The organism is Bartonella sp. TT67HLJMS (assembly GCF_042193375.1).
Classification (GTDB): domain Bacteria; phylum Pseudomonadota; class Alphaproteobacteria; order Rhizobiales; family Rhizobiaceae; genus Bartonella; species Bartonella grahamii.
In genome coordinates, this window is record NZ_JBHILP010000007.1 from 77,862 (window position 1) to 95,620 (window position 17,759).

Annotated in this window: 12 protein-coding genes; 7 read left to right on the plus strand and 5 right to left on the minus strand. The window is 35.6% G+C overall.

Translation table 11 applies throughout. The features are described from left to right. Positions 1–20 precede the first annotated feature (20 nt). The 3 genes from ACFIJQ_RS05690 to dnaG all read right to left on the minus strand — a co-directional run bounded on the left by ACFIJQ_RS05690 (position 21) and on the right by dnaG (position 5,418). Positions 21–482, minus strand: a complete 462-nt coding sequence (locus tag ACFIJQ_RS05690; protein ID WP_015856661.1) for a YcgN family cysteine cluster protein — start codon at positions 480–482, stop codon at positions 21–23. A gap of 592 nt (positions 483–1,074) precedes the next feature. Further along, on the minus strand, positions 1,075–3,090 hold the full coding sequence (gene rpoD, locus ACFIJQ_RS05695) for an RNA polymerase sigma factor RpoD (protein WP_375629007.1): 2,016 nt from the start codon (positions 3,088–3,090) through the stop codon (positions 1,075–1,077). A gap of 390 nt (positions 3,091–3,480) precedes the next feature. Then, the gene (gene dnaG / locus ACFIJQ_RS05700) at positions 3,481–5,418 is read right to left on the minus strand and encodes a DNA primase (RefSeq protein ID WP_375629008.1); all 1,938 of its coding nucleotides are present in this window, start codon (positions 5,416–5,418) and stop codon (positions 3,481–3,483) included. Between the two features lie 135 nt (positions 5,419–5,553). On the opposite strand from dnaG, the gene ACFIJQ_RS05705 reads away from it, so the two are divergent. From ACFIJQ_RS05705 to ubiC, 4 genes are all read left to right on the plus strand, one after another. Beyond that, positions 5,554–6,786 carry a mechanosensitive ion channel family protein gene (locus tag ACFIJQ_RS05705; protein WP_375629009.1) on the plus strand — a complete coding sequence of 411 codons (1,233 nt, stop codon included), beginning with the start codon at positions 5,554–5,556 and terminating at the stop codon, positions 6,784–6,786. Positions 6,787–6,856: 70 nt separating this feature from the next. Beyond that, a complete protein-coding gene (locus ACFIJQ_RS05710; protein WP_375629011.1) occupies positions 6,857–8,548 on the plus strand; it encodes a Na/Pi cotransporter family protein in 1,692 nt (563 codons plus the stop codon). Between the two features lie 863 nt (positions 8,549–9,411). Then, positions 9,412–9,663 carry a GlsB/YeaQ/YmgE family stress response membrane protein gene (locus ACFIJQ_RS05715; RefSeq protein WP_015856666.1) on the plus strand — a complete coding sequence of 84 codons (252 nt, stop codon included), beginning with the start codon at positions 9,412–9,414 and terminating at the stop codon, positions 9,661–9,663. Between the two features lie 1,111 nt (positions 9,664–10,774). Continuing rightward, complete coding sequence (ubiC, locus tag ACFIJQ_RS05720; RefSeq protein WP_375629032.1) at positions 10,775–11,284, plus strand: chorismate lyase; 510 nt, start codon at positions 10,775–10,777, stop codon at positions 11,282–11,284. Positions 11,285–11,961: 677 nt separating this feature from the next. On the opposite strand, the gene ACFIJQ_RS05725 is transcribed toward ubiC, so the two are convergent. Next, complete coding sequence (locus tag ACFIJQ_RS05725; protein ID WP_015856668.1) at positions 11,962–12,414, minus strand: GatB/YqeY domain-containing protein; 453 nt, start codon at positions 12,412–12,414, stop codon at positions 11,962–11,964. A gap of 257 nt (positions 12,415–12,671) precedes the next feature. On the opposite strand from ACFIJQ_RS05725, the gene carA reads away from it, so the two are divergent. Together carA and ACFIJQ_RS05735 are read left to right on the plus strand one after the other, a co-directional pair. Then, entirely contained in the window at positions 12,672–13,868 is a 1,197-nt protein-coding gene (gene carA / locus ACFIJQ_RS05730; RefSeq protein ID WP_273788030.1) for a glutamine-hydrolyzing carbamoyl-phosphate synthase small subunit, read from the plus strand. A gap of 581 nt (positions 13,869–14,449) precedes the next feature. Continuing rightward, entirely contained in the window at positions 14,450–14,815 is a 366-nt protein-coding gene (locus ACFIJQ_RS05735; RefSeq protein ID WP_375629014.1) for a hypothetical protein, read from the plus strand. 24 nt (positions 14,816–14,839) lie between these two features. Here ACFIJQ_RS05735 and ACFIJQ_RS05740 read toward each other — a convergent pair whose 3' ends face one another. Continuing rightward, on the minus strand, positions 14,840–16,060 hold the full coding sequence (locus ACFIJQ_RS05740) for an MFS transporter (protein WP_375629016.1): 1,221 nt from the start codon (positions 16,058–16,060) through the stop codon (positions 14,840–14,842). Positions 16,061–16,830: 770 nt separating this feature from the next. Between ACFIJQ_RS05740 and ACFIJQ_RS05745 the strand changes: the two genes are divergently transcribed. Next, a complete protein-coding gene (locus ACFIJQ_RS05745) occupies positions 16,831–17,667 on the plus strand; it encodes a DUF1460 domain-containing protein (protein ID WP_375629018.1) in 837 nt (278 codons plus the stop codon). The last annotated feature ends 92 nt before the right edge of the window (positions 17,668–17,759 follow it).

Genomic DNA, 17,759 nt, shown 5'->3' on the forward strand with positions numbered 1-17,759 from the left:
CTGTTGTATAAAAAATCATATTACTGGCCTTTACATAGAAGGCCAGTAATGTGATGAAGATAATCTTCCTCAGATAATAATTCGTCTTCATAAACCTCTATCTGTCCGCGTGCAGAAATATGCGCTGTATGTACCGTCTGGCAATCTCCTGATACCAATGGATGCCACCAATGAAGATCTTTTCCCTCATAAATTAATCTATAAGCACAACTTTCTGGAAGCCAACGCGCTGTTTTAACTGTCGTAATGTCTAGCGATATACAATCTGGTACAATTGATTTACGATGAGCATAATCTCGACACCTACAAGTTTCCCCATCTAAAAGACGACAAGCAATACTGGTTGCATAAAGGTCACCCGTATCATCGTCCTCAACTTTATGGAGACAACAACGGCCACAGCCATCACAAAGGCTCTCCCACTCAGAAATGGAAATCTCTTCTAATTTTTTTACTTTCCAAAAGGGAAGTTCTCCACTCATAAACTCAGACACACCTTTTTTAATTAAGACGATCTATAAAAAATGAAACGTTTAATTTCTATAATTTCATCTATTTCTGTCTCTTAAAAAGATTCAACTCAATGTATACTTTAAACCGTTTTCTTAAAATCTATCTGAATAAAAAGAGAATATTCAAAAAATAGCGCATATAAATGAATATCACCTATTGAAACATCCCTCTATAAACTGACAAAGAATAAAATGCGTCACCTAAAATGATAGAAAAATTCCGCAACGAATACACATTTCTCATCAAAAAGTCCGTATGTTGCAATATAAGTTTATTCTTAATAAATCCTATTTCTTAAAAAACGAGCCGCTACACACAAGATAATGTTTTTCGTTCATTTTTTCAAATGACTACCACACCAGTATTTGCCCTACATCTGTTATTTTCAGAAAGAGAAATACAAAATTCAAAAGCTAAGAAAAAAATTAAACATCGTAAACTTTCTGGATTATTCAAATTCTTCCCATATTTTCTCAAAAAAGCATCCAAGTACAATGTGACACACCTCCCCTTCATTAAGAAGAAAGAGGGATTTATTAAAATGCACACGAATTTCTTTATTTAAGAATCGAGAAAACTACGCAATTTTCGTGAACGGCTAGGATGTTTTAATTTACGAAGTGCCTTTGCTTCAATCTGACGAATACGCTCTCTTGTAACTGAAAATTGTTGTCCTACTTCTTCCAACGTGTGATCTGTATTCATCCCTATTCCAAAACGCATCCGCAAAACACGTTCTTCCCGCGGTGTTAATGAAGCAAGAACGCGTGTTGTCGTATCTCGCAGATTAGCTTGGATAGCTGCATCAATTGGTAATAACGCATTCCTATCCTCAATAAAATCACCTAAATGGGAATCATCTTCATCACCAACAGGCGTTTCGAGTGAAATGGGTTCTTTTGCAATTTTAAGAACTTTTCGTACTTTTTCCAACGGCATAGAAAGCTTGCTAGATAATTCTTCTGGTGTTGGTTCTCGTCCAATTTCATGGAGAATCTGACGCGATGTACGAACGATTTTATTAATTGTTTCAATCATATGAACAGGGATACGAATAGTACGCGCCTGATCAGCAATTGAACGTGTAATAGCCTGACGAATCCACCATGTTGCATAAGTTGAAAACTTGTAGCCGCGCCGATATTCAAACTTATCCACAGCCTTCATCAAACCGATATTGCCCTCTTGAATAAGATCAAGAAACTGCAAACCACGATTAGTGTATTTTTTTGCAATTGAAATGACAAGACGCAAATTAGATTCTACCATCTCTTTTTTCGCAATTGTTGATTCGCGTTCACCTTTCTGCACCTGCATAACAATCCGACGAAATTCACCAATCGAAATAGCCGTTTCTTGCGCAAGATTTTGTATCTCACTTCGCAGTTTTTGGATTTCTTTTGCTTCACGCATCGAAAATTCTTTCCAACCAGGTGTAGGCAAAGCAGCAATATAATTCATCCAATCTGCGTCCAATTCACGCCCTTGGTATTCTTTTAAAAAATCCTCGTGGCCAATGCCATAACTGTTGGCAATCCGTTTCAGCTTACCTTCATTATGAATCAATCTCTTATTGATGTCATAAAGCTGTTCAACCAAAGCTTCGATACGATTTTGGTTTAAAGAAAGAGATTTTACTGCTTGAATCAACTCACCCTTTAATTGAATATATTTCTTCTTCTGAGAAGATGTAAGGGCCCCCTCTTTACGCTCTGCCAAACTGCTTTCAACATGCTGATCTTGTAATTTTCGTAACTTCACATAGGTTTGAGCAATAAAATCCAATGTTTCCATAACTTGAGGACAAAGTTCATTTTCCATTGCAGCAAGCGATAAGTTAACATCGTCATCGTCTTCTTCATCATCGTCTTCAATGTTTCTCTCTCCTGCGCTCTCCCCCATATTACGTATACCAGAAGACATTTTTTCTTCTTCTGTCTTATTCACTTCACTTCGCTCAATAACAGGAGCCTGCTTTGCTTCTGGACCAGCATAAGTCGTTTCAAGATCAATAATTTCACGAAGAAGAATACGCTGTTCTTTTAACTCGTCACGCCATATAATAAGAGCCTGAAAAGTTAAAGGACTCTCACAAAGTCCCGCAATCATTGTCTCACGCCCTGCTTCAATACGCTTAGCAATGGCAATTTCACCTTCCCGTGAAAGAAGCTCAACAGCTCCCATTTCACGCAAATACATACGCACCGGATCATCCGTACGATCTGTTACTTCGCGTTTATTCGTTGTCGTTGCAACTGCGTGGCTAGAGGCCTCTACTAAATCACCACCCTCTACTGTAACTTCTTCTTCATAATTTTCAGACTCAACTTCATCCTCATCATCCACAACATTAACCCCCATCTCAGAGAACATCGCCAAGATATCTTCAATTTGTTCGGATGTAACCTCGTCAGAAGGAAGAACAGCATTGAGTTCATCCATTGTTACGTAGCCATTTTTTTTGGCAAGTTTAATCATTTTCTTGATGGCATCATCAGAAAAATCAAGAAGAGGACCATCCAAACTTGCTTGGCTTGTTACTTCTGCATTATCTTTCTGTTTAACCTTTGTTGCCATACCATAACTCCACTCGACCACTTCACAGTTTCCATGTAACCATAGTTTCCATGTGACCAGTTTTTTTTGCTCTCACTAAAATCTACCAATAGTTTCTCATATATACTTCCTTTTAAGAGATTACTATTGGAAAGAATACATTTTGTATACGCCTTAACATCCAGACAAGCTTGACATCCAGACAAAAACGCGGGAAAACTCCAGAAGTTTCCCCGACACCTCTCAGCCCTTCTGAGATAATCTCTGTACCCTATCGTAAGAACCAATTTCCCGCTTTTCCTAAAATTTACCCGCTTTTCCTAAAATTTAATTGCCATCTTTATGAAAATGTCACTCCCATAAACTTCCTCATCTAAAATTTAAGTGACTGATTCGCATTAAAAAAGCGAATCATTTTATCGTATCTTGTGTATTCCCGTCTATTTTTTCATCCAACCAACTTCCAAACCCTTCAATTAACGCTTCTGTTGCCTGCATCTGCTCCAGCTCATTTTTTACCTCACGAAGCAGATCAAAAACCTCACTCTTAGGATTTTCTACAAGTTGCTCTTTAATATCCTGTAATCTCTTATGTAGGTGGTGTTCTTGAAGATGCAAGTAGACAGCTTGTTTTAATATCGCACGTGCATCCTCTATAGAAGCTCTACCAAAAATAATACGCATACCAATATTTTGCACAAGATGTTTCATACGCTCTAACAGAGCCTTTTGCCCTCTTTTTTCTAAGAGCGCAACCATCGTCTCCTTATCATGAAGCTGTTGATTCCCAAGAATTTCCAACATAGCTTGATGAAAGCACATCAATTGAGTATTTTTTAATTCTAACTCAGAAAGAATTTCAAAATTTTCATACCACAACTCAGGGTAGTAAGCTAAAGTGAGTAAAATCACTGCTTCTCGCAAAGGAATAGATTGCGAAGAATTTCGTACTATTTCAGAATTTGCTAACAGAGAAAAGGATTGATCTTTAAAGATCCTATTTGATGAAGATTGATCATATCGCCCTTCTCCCTTTTTTTTCGAAAAAGAGGAACGAAAAAAATCAAAAAGGCGTTTTTTTACATCTTGCAAATAATAACGACGGACATCTTCATCCTTAATCGTAAAAATTTGTTGTTTTAGTTGTTTTTCTAGCGCTGCTCGTGTCTCTGGAGTTTCAAAATGCTTTCCATAGGTAGCTCGCCACCATAAAAGCTCACTCAAAGGAATTGCTTTTTGCAAAAAAGAAGAAAAAAGTTGTGCTCCACCAGCACAAACAATTTCATCAGGATCTTTTCCTTGTGGCAACAAAACAAAGCGTACACAAACCCCAGCCTTTAAAAGAGGCAACACACGATCAGCAACACGAAAAGCAGCGTTTAAACCAGCATCATCACCATCAAAACACAAAATGGGCTCCTTCCCCATCTGCCATAAAAGCTCAATTTGCGCTTCCGTTAATGCTGTCCCTAAGGGCGCTACAACTCCTTCAAAACCAGCTTTAGTCAATGCAATGACATCCATATACCCCTCAACAACAAGGAGTGAATGATTTTTTTCATCGCCAACAAAGCGACTGTTTTTGCGAGCTGCTACCGCGTTATAAAGTATATTTCCTTTATGAAACAGCACTGTTTCAGGGCTATTGAGATATTTTGCTCGTGTCTCTTTCTCTAATGCACGCCCTCCGAAAGCCACCACACGTCCGCGCAAATCTTCGATAGGAAACATAATGCGATTTCTAAATCGGTCATAAGAATCCGCACTCCCCTCACGCACTGTGAGAAGTCCACATTCTTCCATTTGCTTTATTGAAATGCCCCGTGCACTCAAAGCTTCTTTCAAAGCTGTACGCCTTACCGGTGCAAAACCAATGCGGAAACGCTCTACGAGCTCTGGTGTCACACCACGTGCATCCAGATAACGACGTGCTTGCACACCTCCTTTATCGCGTAAATTATATTGAAAAAAATCTGTAGCAATTTTCATCACATCATAAAGTTCAGCTTTTTCCAGTTGACGTTTATGACTTTGTGAATCCAAAATAGGGAGTTTCATTCCCGCAAAATCAGCCAAACGCTCTACACTTTCTGAAAAGTGCAATCCATCAAGCTCACACAAAAAGGTAAAAATATCTCCACTGACACCACAACCAAAACAATAATAGCGCCCTTTATGATCATCACAATGAAAACTTGGCGTTTTTTCACCATGAAATGGACAACAACACCAAAAGTCTCCCCGTGAAGGCTTACTTTTTCGAGGATCAAAATCCACCCGTTGACCAATCACTGTTGAAATTGGGAGTCTAGTACGCAGTTCATTAAGGAAATCGGGCGGAAAACGCATTATCTCTCACAGAGTTTGAAAATTCTTTTTTGCATATTTAACGACTTTAGAGCATAATTCCAATACTTCCTCTTAAGTAGTTGTAAAATTTTAAACTCTTAACTGCATATAATTTTAGAAATGGAGAGTGGAAAAGTGATCGAATTTATTGTTCAATATCCGTGGTTAGAGGCTCTTTCTTGGCTTATTATTCTTACTATATTTGCCCTTTTAGTCAACTTTCTAGGACGAAAATTACTTATTCACGGAGCAAAAAAACTCTCTTCTTTTCTCCCCCAAAATACAACGATCGATATTAATAATGCTATTCAATACATAGCGGATATCATTTCAGCCTTTATTATTTCGGTTGGTGTTAATTTTATACCAACATTGCCCAATGCATTCAGTACTGTCATCGGTAATGTCGCTAACGCCTTCATTATCTTTTTTGTTGTTCTGACAATTTCTGCCTGTCTGAATGTCATTAACATCCTCTACGAACAACGACCAACAGCACGGTTAAAACCAATAAAAGGTTATATTCAAATTGCTAAAATTGCACTTTTTGCTGTTGCGACAGTTTTAATGGTCGCTACATTGATTGACCGCTCCCCTCTTATTCTTTTCTCCGGTCTTGGTGCAATGGCCGCAGTTCTCATGTTAATTTTTCAAGATACGCTTCTTTCTCTCGTTGCCGGTATTCAAATTTCATCCACTGACATGGTTCGCGTTGGGGATTGGATTGAAATTCCCAATCTCGGTGCCGATGGTGATGTTATTGAAATTGCCCTGCATACTGTTAAAGTTCAAAATTTCGACAACACCATCACCTCAGTTCCTATCCGTAAACTTGTGACCGACCCTTTTAAAAATTGGCGTGGAATGCAAGAATCGGGTGGAAGACGCATTAAACGCTCCCTTTTTATTGATCAATCAAGTATCCATTTTCTCACAGAAGAAGAACAAAAATATCTTTCCCGATTTAATTTATTAGAAAATTATTTCACGCAAAAAGTAGCAGAAATTGACCAATGGAACGCTCAATTAGATAAAAATCATGATGTCTTAGCCAATACGCGCCGTTTAACCAACATTGGAACTTTTCGTGCTTATGTTTTTGCTTATCTACAACAACATATAAACATCAACCCTAATATGACCTTTATGGCACGGCAATTACCTCCTACAGAAAATGGTTTACCATTGGAAATTTATTGCTTTACGAACACCACCGTTTGGATAGACTACGAACAAATTCAAGGTGATATTTTTGATCACCTTTATTCCATTCTTCCCTGTTTTGGTCTAAAGGTTTTTCAAAATCCAAGCGGTTATGATTTTAATCAAGTATTATTTAATCAAGTATTAAAAGCAAAAACGAAATAAAAACGATAAACTTTAATTTATCAATTTTGAGGCAAACATACTCATAACAACAGAGAAAGAATAAAGTATCATGAATGGTTCATTGGTACTCCTTCATCTTGCCGGCGCTATTTCTTTACTTCTCTGGGCCACACGCATGGTGCGCACAGGAATTGAACGCGCCTATGGTGACAGACTTAAATATAAAATGTGCCACGTCATTTCAAAACCATTGTTTGCGGTAAGTTTTGGGCTTTTTACAGCAATGATTTTACAAAGCTCTACAGCAATAACGCTCCTTGTTGGTTCTTTCGTTGAATCTGGTTTTGTCTCTGGAGTAGCGGGACTTATGGCTGTACGCGGAGGAGAATTAGGATCAGCAATCGTTGTTAAAATTCTCACCTATGATCTCACACTTGTTGTACCCCTTTGTCTTTTAATTGGCACTTGTATCTTCATGACAACAGAAAAACGTGAGTGGCGTCAAATAGGACGTATTGTCATCGGTATTGGTCTGTTAATTTTATCTTTAGAGATGATAAGTACAGCGACAGAACCTTTACGTGAAAGCGAAATTTTGCCTAGCATCATTCGTTATCTTTCAACCGATCCTGTTTCCACTTTTTTGTTGGCTGCTGGCTTAACCTACCTCTTACATTCATCTATTGCAGGAATCATTTTGCTGGTCAATTTTGCCAACTACGATCTTATCCATACGCAACTCTGTGTTGTCATGGTTCTTGGTGTCAACTTTGGCTCTTCTCTTATAGCACCACTTTTAACGCGCAACGCCTCTCCTAATACCCGCCTCGTTCCCTTAGGAAATTTACTCATGCGTGGGGCCGGTTCAATCCTTGTACTTATCTTATTTCTCTCCTTTCGCCCTCCCATCACATGGCTTGGCAATAACGCCCCTACTCAAGTGATCAACGCCCACATTATTTTTAATGTTTTCATTCTCCTTGCTGGAATACCGCTTTCAAAATGGGTTTTAAAATTAACCACTCAAATTGTTCATATAAGTGCAAAAAAAACGCAAGCCGACAAAACGCTCAATTTATCGGATCAAACAGCTCTTGATGACAGTGTGCTTGAACGCCCCTCTCTCGCTCTCTCAAATGTCATGCGTGAAGTCATTCATATTTGTGATCTTGTAGACATCATGCTAGAAAAAATCATGGGACTTTATGAAAATCCTGATCCCAATATTATTCGTGAACTCAACCAACTCAACACCATATTGGACAAAAAACATATCGCCATCAAACTTTATCTTGCACGATTAGCGGGACAAAAATTATCTGACGAAGAAGCTCTTCAAACGCAAGAACTTCTAGGCGCCTGTATAAAATTAGACCAAGCAGGCGATATCATTATTCATAATATGCTGATGCTGGTTAAAAAGAAACAACAAAAAGGTTTACAGTTCAGCAGTGAGGGCTGGAATGATCTCCTTCGTTTCCACGCCATTGTACTAGCCAACGCGCATATAGCATTTAACGTTCTCGTCTCACGTGATACACACACTGCACACCTATTGGTACAAAAAAAGGATCAACTACGAAACTTAGAAAAGGAGATGAGTTTAAAACATTTTAAACGTTTGCGTGAAGGGGATCTCAAAAATATAGAATCATCCAGTCTTCATCTCGACACTGTCCGCGACCTCAAACAAATCAACTCTCTTTTGACCTCAATGATCTACCCCATTTTAGAAGAACAGGGACTTCTTCAAAGTTCTCGCCTACGCAACCCTGCTGAAGAACAAACAGAAAAACCTTAAACTTTTAAATAACTTGAATAAGAAATACATCATATCGATTACTCGATTTTGAATATGGTCAAGATATTGATTTAATTAAAATATTTTATTATTTGACAATTTAAATGAGCTTTCTGCATCGTAACTTTCTTTCATTTAAAATCTATTCATGATGAATTACTCAAAGTCATTTGCTTGCACATTATAAACAAAGCAGCATGTAGAATAGAACTCTTGAAGAAAGACGTAAAAATGCCTAATCATCTCAAAACCAAGACTGTTAAACACATAAAGAGAAAGTCAAGAGTATAATAGTTCCAACCTAAACTCGCCTTGTAAAAAGGAATTGCCCCACAGTAGCAGCAAAAACAGAAATACTCTAATAAGGGATGCAAAACTCCACAAAAATGCAACATTTATATCAAGATTGGTAGAGGCTCAACCTATACAGCCATTCTATAACGTGTCAACAAAACAGTTTTAATTTCATTTCAAACATCATTGATATCAATTAGCAAGCTCCAAACTTTTAAATATCCATTTTACTTATTGCTTTAATCACAATTGTTTTTTTAAACTTAAGAGAGAGCTTAAAAAAGCTTATAAATAAACTTTATGACTTCTTAAAGCATTTTCACTAATACTTTCTTCTTTTATTCATATTTTCTCAAATAATTAATTTATTTATAAATTAAAATGTGTTATATATTTACGCTTGTTAAGTATTATTATGATATAAATGTGAATATTATTTTAATATAAAGGAAAATAATAAGTAAAATTTCTAACAGAAATATCCTTTCCACTGGATAAAAAAGGAATAAATCTTGATTTTTATAAAGTTTACTCTAGTTACAATTTAAGTTCAGGCAAAGGAGGGTATCATGGAAGATGCAAACATCGGTTGGATTGCAGCTATTATTATCGGCGGGATCGCAGGTTGGGCTGCACAGTATATTATGAAAAGCCAAACAGGAATATTGTTAAATATTATCTTAGGGATTATTGGCGCTGCGCTAGCAAGCTTTCTTTTTAGTCTTTTAGGTGTAAGTTTTGCTGGTTGGCTTGGCTATCTTATTTCAGGTTTTATAGGAGCCTGTATTCTTATATGGATAGGACAAAAAATTCGATCATAGAGTATTTATTTTTTTACACCTTTTTAGGGATTCAATAAAAAACTGGGAAACAACTAGAAAAGTTTGAAATATTTCCCTGTAACTCGTTGTTACCAGTTTTGATATGATGGTGAGATGCTTAAGCTGCAATTTTGGGCATACACCATCACCGTATTTTAAAACGATTTTAAAACGAAATGCAGTAAAAACCTTTATAACGCACCATTTCATACCTATATAAACTTACGCATATCAGGAGAGATATGTTGCGTTATTTTAACGAAATACGAACTTATTTTTGTACCGTGTGCGCAAATCTAGCTCATCTCACTGCAAATCTAGCTCATCTCACTGTAATAACAATCCATAAGGTTACAAAAATCACTAACGATGATTAAAGATTCTACCGCACAGCACTTAAAGCCTATACACTTTATCAATAATACCTTTTTTACCGAAAAAATCGAAGAGCTCTTTTGCATTCTTAAGAAGTAAAGAGAGAAGGTAAGAAAAAATGATAAAGAAATTTTTTCTAATCTGTGAAATAAAAGAATATCTAAAGTAGATATACTATAAATACATATGAATATAACTTTATTATAAAATAACTACACATTCTGTAATATGAAGTAATTTATTACAATTTAAATAATATAATCTATTTTAAAGTTTTCAAAAATATATGCTTACTATAAAATTCTTGATTATAAAGAATACGATCTTCTTTACATCTCAATTCAAAAGGTTTGAATATCTCTTCACTTTCCAAAATATAAAATAAAGTTTTGTTTCTCTTACAGTTTCCTCTTTATATCATCTTACATAGATGATTTTTTATATGCGTTACAAACAAATTTTAAAGCACAAAACATTTTTCCCATTGCTCTCATGCGATAAAGAAAATTCTGTAATGCATTGTGTGAAAGCGCCTTGGATCAAACATAATACCTTATTTTGCCTTTTTAATGAAAATGATCCTATGATAGGTATTTTCCGCATATCTTCTTTTAAAGACCTTTGATATCTTTCTGTTAAAATCTTGCTGCTTTTATACTCCTTGTATTACAATAGAGCTATTTATTTTAGTTCGCCCAACATAACATATGGAATAAGACTTTAAATGTGGAGTAAAATGATGTCTGATCTTGAAGATTCCATCTTACCACCTCTAAAGTGGCTCTCTGATCAAAATCCTCCAATACCAGAAAATATTCGCGATTGGCTCATGGAATCGGGCTCAATGACGCTTCGATTAAAGAAATATTGTACCTGCCTCCAAGTTCAACCACAACGCGAATGTTTTATTACGCGAGATCAATTAACAGACGAAGCAGAGCATCTCCCCGAAAGTGCGCGTTATTGGCTACGCGAAATCATATTGATGGGAGATAATAAACCTTGGCTCCTTGGACGCACTGTAATTCCACAAGAAACCCTCCTACACAATCAAGCCTTGATGCATTTGGGAACTGTACCTCTAGGACATTATTTATTTAACCATGACCAATTAACCCGCGATTACATTCATATTGGTCAACAAGGTGTGCTATGGGCACGCCGTTCCCGTTTACGGTTAACGGGTAAGCCATTGTTGCTAACTGAACTATTTTTAACAGATTCACCACTGTATCCCTACAAATAGAGATTACTCATTTTATTCTGCATAATTTATAGATTTTATATAGCTTATAAGGGATTTAATCAGAGAAAAGAATTTCAAAATCAGCTCAAAACACATTACAAACAAAGACTTATTTTAAAAATATCTTTTCATTTCATCAACTCAGCTTAAAAATGTCTTCTATAGAAAAAACGTTTTAAAGTTCTGATTTTCTTATCATTAAAACCAGCGCTTGAATTAAGAAGATACACATCATATTGATAAATATCATCTACATTTAAATTTCTTACCGAATAATCACCACTCTAAAAAATACGGCAACTCTTTATTAAAAAAATGCTTTGAAACAGCAAAAAAGACAGCAACACACTCCCCAAAATTAGAAATCTGTATCAATTAGCTTAATCATCCTATTTTAAAATTTTTAACAGTGCAGACAATAGATTTTTTTTAAGTAGAGACTCTATAATTTTTTTATTTTGTTAATGATCTAACAGCTTTGAAGAACAGAAAAATATAATACATAAAAGATGTTTTTATTGCCCTATGAGCTCCCAAAAAGATTCGTTTATTTTAAAAAAATATTTTTTGAAATAATTATGTATGTACAAGATAAATGATATTTATCAAAATCCTACTGACTTACAAAGGCGAAGCACAATAAAAAATATTTCCCAATCCCCTTGAATTAATAAGATCTATTGCAATTTCTTACGAAGACTATTGCACACTTTAGAAAAATTCATTTGCCCCGCATACCGTTCCTTAAGCCATGCCATCACCTTACCGATATCGCGTAATTTTTCAGCTTTTGTTTGTGCTAAAGCTTCACAGAGAACCTGTTCTACTTCCATCTCCTTAAGTTGATAAGGAAGAAACTCACGAATAACTTCTATTTCTGCTTGTCCTCTCTCTGCCAATTCTAGGCAACCAGACTCTTTATAGACTCGCATCAATTCTTCACGCTGTTGAAGCATTTTAGTGAAAACAGACTGTATCTGCTGATCATCCACTTCTAACTTCCCTTGATCATAATAAAGGATATCACGATCCCTAACTGCAGCATTCATTAAACGAAGTGTAGCAAGACGCGCACTATCTTGCGCTTTCAAAGCAGCCCTAAGAGCCCCATCAATCTGGTTACGCAACATAAATTTATCCAATTTTGTTCAAGAAAAAAAGTCTTTTAACCAATCTTTATCCATCTTGCAATGGAGGATAAAAAAATAATTAAGGACTCGATCTTCGAAAAGCTAAAACAAGACTTTACCTCTTCATGGAATGTACTTATACTGCCTATTTCAAGCGAAACATTACCAGAATAATATACACAGCATCTGTTAAAGGTATGATTTTTGTGTAAAGTTGATCATTATACCTTTCAGAGAATAAATTGTGGATACATACTATGATACAAACGACTTCACCCAGCCACCCTTGGAGTATCAAAAAACCTACAGCCCTCTTAGTCTTAGCAGATGGAACCGTTATTGAAGGCAAAGGAGCAGGTGCTACAGGTATCGCTGAAGCTGAAGTGTGTTTTAACACCGCTATCACAGGCTATGAAGAAATCCTCACAGACCCGTCATACACACAACAAATCGTTAATTTTACTTTTCCTCATATAGGAAATGTAGGGGCAAATAGCGAAGATATTGAAGATCTCTCTCCTCTCAATTGTCATGGTGCTGTTGGCGCTATTTTCAAGGCAGACATTACACATCCCTCAAATTATCGTGCCAATGAAAATCTTCATCAATGGCTTAAAACGCGTAAAATTATTGCACTTTGTGGTATTGATACACGTGCGCTCACAATTCTTATTCGTGAAAAAGGTGCGCAAAATGCTGTCATTGCACATGATTCTAATGGAATTTTTGATATTCCTTCATTAAAGAAACGTGCGCAAAAATGGCACGGTCTCGTCAATCTTGACCTTACGAAAGACGTGACATCTCAATCATCAATGCAATGGGATGAAAAACCATGGAGTTGGAATAAAGGATACGGTACAAACAATGTGCACAATCTTCATATCATTGCAATTGACTACGGTATTAAACGTAATATTCTTCGCCTTATGGCAACACAAAAAGCACGCATTACTGTTGTACCTGCCCACACAACTGCAAAAGAAATTCTAGCAATGAACCCTGATGGCGTTTTTCTTTCTAATGGACCAGGGGACCCCGCAGCTACGGCTCAATATGCCGTTCCAACGATCAAAACATTAATTGATCATAATTTACCAATTTTTGGAATATGTCTTGGTCACCAACTTCTCGCTCTTACGGTTGGTGCAAAAACCGTGAAAATGCACCAAGGACATCATGGTGCCAACCACCCAGTTAAAGACCTCAACACTGGAAAAGTTGAGATTGTATCGATGAATCACGGTTTCGCCGTAGATTCTGCCTCTTTACCACAACATGTTCAAGAAACACATATTTCTCTCTTTGATGGTTCAAACTGTGGTATTCGAATCATTGGAAAACCAGTTTTTTCTGTTCAATATCACCCCGAAGCTTCTCCTGGACCACAAGATAGCCACTACCTCTTTCAGCATTTCTGTGATCTCATTATGAATTATAAAAAAATATCTTAAAATAAAATATCTCACTTTCTAGCTTCTCTCCTTTAAATTATATCATCTTCCCATACATAACTATATTATTTGTATACCTACAACTTATTGAATAAGTGTTATTATTTACCATTTTGCAACTAAGATGAGAGCACTGAATAACTTGAATTTTTCTCATGACCTCTCCTCTTAGAATTGTATTCATCAAAATCATTGGCTTCCCCCTAAGCAAGATAAGTGTGTCGATAAAAACCATTTTTAAAAAGAGTAAAGCACCTAACCGTACCAAGAGCTCAGAGCTATCGGAACATTAGAAACTAGCAAAGTGAATGATTGGTGCTGCATCTTTTATATACGTAAAGTAAGTAGTGTACAGCAGATCTTATACCATTGACAGTGACTTTTACCTTATATTCTTTATTGGCACTATCATGAAATTGGCGCAAACACATTGAAAGCTATTCCTTCAAATAACTATTAGATTCATAATACAATTTTAAGCATTCTATTTTGCATGAGAAGCATAATTCCTATTAAAGAATAAAAAACTAAAGTGTGAGACCATGTAACAAATCTCTACTTTTTAAAAGATATTACCGTAGATGGTTTTGAAAGCTGCAAAGCCGAATAAAAAAGTGACGGCAAAACAGGAAACGGTTTTTCAATTTTACAACTTTATATTCTTCCAAAATGAGTTTTTTTCGATTCCAGAAGTGAGGCAAACAAATATACGCAATATTTTACTTCCAACTTGCCATATAAAATTTGGAATTGTTCGCACAGTACTGATACATCTAACGCAGATACGTTTTAATCTTTGTTTTCAATATGCTGCTGCATTAGCACTGGATATTAATTTACACGCAATAGAAAAAATACGGACTCTACTATACAAACAATATCACAAAAAGCTTTTTACCTATAAAATGATGCATTTTGTTTATCTTGTGCATTCTCTAGCAAAATAGTACGTACCAGCTCCCCTCAACAAATTAACGTACCCGCAAGACAAAAATAACTGTCGCAACGACAAGAAGAAAAAAGCCTCCAACAAAAGGAGCACCAGAAAAATAAAACTGTGCATTTTTATCTGTAAAACATTCAAAAAGAAACACATAAAAAACAGAACCAAATATTAAACTTAACGAAACAACAGATGTCATCGCTCCTTGCAGTTCTCCTTGTACATTTGTTGGTACCTGCGCTGAAGCAATAGCACGTATAGGTGCATGAACAAGATATTCAAGCATTGTACACGCACAAACCATATAAACCATCCACCCCTGCGTTGCGAATGTATAGCCTAGCATAGCAACGGAGGCAAACAAAAGCCCCACTATAACAATATGCCAATCACTCCATCGTTTAGAAAAATAAGGCAAAATGAGAGCGACTACAATAAATTGGCCTATCCCAAAAACACTATAGGAGAGCCCAATAGAAAAAGAACTCCAATCATAGCGTTCTTTTGCAATGAAAGACCAAATGCTTAACCATACAGATTCCGCAAACCAATAAAGAAAAAAGACCAATAACACCCAAAGAACCATCGGATATTGTTTCAGGTGCCAAAAAGCACCTAAGGGATTTGCCCGCTTAATATCAAAAAAGCGCCTATTCCATAGAGAAAGAGTTTCTGGAAGCATAAGCCAAGAAAAAATAAAATTAATGAGTGAAAAACCAGCAGCAAAATAAAACGGAATACGCGGACCAAACTGACCTAAAAAACCACCAATAAACGATCCTAAAATAAACCCCAATGCGGATGCAACGCCTAACAGACCAAAATTGCGTGTACGGGTTTTATCATCGGATATATCCGCAAGATAAGCTGTACAAGTTGCAAAACTAGCACCACTCATCCCTGACAAAAGACGCCCGATAAATAACATAGAATAACTCCATGCTATAGCACATATGAGGTTATCAAGAGCAAAGCAGATAATAGAGAGAAGCAAAATAGGACGACGACCATAACGATCAGAGAGATTGCCAATAACAGGAGCAAACAAAAACTGCATCACTGAATAAGCTGCAAGTAATTTTCCTCTTTCTACAAAAGATGTACTGACATCTTTTCCAGTTAATTGAGAAAAATATTCAGGCAAAACAGGACAAATGATCGCAATGCCAAGAATATCTAACAATAAAGTGATGAACACTAAAACGAGCCCACGCTGAACAAAATTCGGATTGAGCATTTGGTCTTGCATAACATACACACTATTTTACGCATACAACTACTCCCCCGCTATCTTTTTACTCCCTTTTCCTTTTAAAAGTATTCTATACCATATACTTGTCATATATAAAATAATAACAAAGTAAAAATTTAAGTAAGAGTCAAGATAAAAATATAAAATTACGTTTTAATTAGTATATCTTTAATTGGTATATCATTGTCAAAGCATAAAAATATTTTTTTGCATTATACGAATAAAATATTTGTGCGACCAACTCATAAACAAAATTTCATGAAACACAGAGCATTTCCAATAGTTTTAGAGACATTATGATAGATTTTATCAGACATCATTTCCCCTTCTCATACCACCGTTTTCAGGAATCTCAATTCCATTTGATACGTTAGATATCCTATAGCAATTGAAACCTTTTAAAAGATAAGCTCTTAAAGAATTTTCTTACCCTCAGAATGTGCTATAAGGTTAAAGCAGCATCACCCAAATAGCTTAACAATGCAAAAAGCTCATCATATTTTTAAAAGTATTTATCTGACAATCATTTTATTTAAAAAATAAGTATATTATAGAGAAATATTCTTTAATTCTATAATCTTAGAAACTATTCATATCGCTTGCAATTTTTGTAACCTTAAAAACCATGATTATATCTTTATATTCATTGATGCTCTTAATGATTATATGCTACTGTTAAATCTAATGATGATCGTGATACGCATTTAAAAAATAGCACTTTTAGAAATAGTTAGTCATGAATTGTTAATGCAAAAATGGTATATAGAATGCGAAAAATATCTCTATTAGTTCTCATTTTAATATTGGTAACAGGATATGATGTTCAGGATTCTGATTCACAAGAGAGTATTTTAGGAAATAAAATAAAAACACAACAAACAAACAACGTAAAACTAGATCCTTATACTCTAAATAAACTAAATGCTCTTCTCAAAAAACGTTCAGAAACAAATTATCAGGAAAAAGGGGCACTAATTGACTTTCTTTCTGAAGCTTTTTTAGGGACACCTTACCAAGCAAATATGTTACATGGCTCAGAAAATACACCAGAAAAACTGATTATTGATTTTAGAGGCTTAGATTGCTTCACTTATCTGGATTATGTTGAAGCATTACGCAAATCAACATCCCAAACAGAATTCATAAATAACGTCATAAAAACGCGTTATATTAACGGTAATGTTCATTTTTTAAATCGCAAACATTTTTTTACAGACTGGGCTTATAGAGAATATAAACTCGCCACTGATATTACCGCTGAAATAAGTCCCCATGCGGTAAAAATAGAAAAATATCTCAACAAAAAAGCTGATGGTGGAAGCTATCTACCTGGGTTGCCAGTTGTGAAACGCACGATAACATATATTCCAAGCAACTTTATTAATGAGGAGGTTATAGGTCGTTTACAGTCTGGTGATTTTATTGGTATTTATACAAAACTTGCTGGATTGGATGTAACACACGTGGGCTTCTTTATCATGACAGATAAAGGTCCAATGTTAAGAAATGCTTCTTCACAAAAAGCAAACGAAAAAGTCGTTGATTCTCCTTTTATGGATTATGTTGCAAAAACACCAGGAATCATTGTTTTAAGAGCTCTTTAATAACATCATAGTGATATGAAATATCTTCTCTATTCTTAAAATATATACTGTAGTTATTCAGGTAAACATCTAACTTCGTTTATAGGTATGAT

Coding starts and splice junctions, on each gene's coding strand:
- rpoD (WP_375629007.1), bottom strand. CDS start 3,090: ATGGCAACAAAGGTTAAACAGAAAGATAATGCAGAAGTAACAAGCCAA.
- ACFIJQ_RS05725 (WP_015856668.1), bottom strand. CDS start 12,414: ATGTTGCGTAACCAGATTGATGGGGCTCTTAGGGCTGCTTTGAAAGCG.
- ACFIJQ_RS05690 (WP_015856661.1), bottom strand. CDS start 482: ATGAGTGGAGAACTTCCCTTTTGGAAAGTAAAAAAATTAGAAGAGATT.
- ACFIJQ_RS05715 (WP_015856666.1), top strand. CDS start 9,412: ATGGAAGATGCAAACATCGGTTGGATTGCAGCTATTATTATCGGCGGG.
- carA (WP_273788030.1), top strand. CDS start 12,672: ATGATACAAACGACTTCACCCAGCCACCCTTGGAGTATCAAAAAACCT.
- ACFIJQ_RS05740 (WP_375629016.1), bottom strand. CDS start 16,060: ATGCAAGACCAAATGCTCAATCCGAATTTTGTTCAGCGTGGGCTCGTT.
- ubiC (WP_375629032.1), top strand. CDS start 10,775: ATGATGTCTGATCTTGAAGATTCCATCTTACCACCTCTAAAGTGGCTC.
- dnaG (WP_375629008.1), bottom strand. CDS start 5,418: ATGCGTTTTCCGCCCGATTTCCTTAATGAACTGCGTACTAGACTCCCA.
- ACFIJQ_RS05735 (WP_375629014.1), top strand. CDS start 14,450: ATGGTTTTGAAAGCTGCAAAGCCGAATAAAAAAGTGACGGCAAAACAG.
- ACFIJQ_RS05710 (WP_375629011.1), top strand. CDS start 6,857: ATGAATGGTTCATTGGTACTCCTTCATCTTGCCGGCGCTATTTCTTTA.
- ACFIJQ_RS05745 (WP_375629018.1), top strand. CDS start 16,831: ATGCGAAAAATATCTCTATTAGTTCTCATTTTAATATTGGTAACAGGA.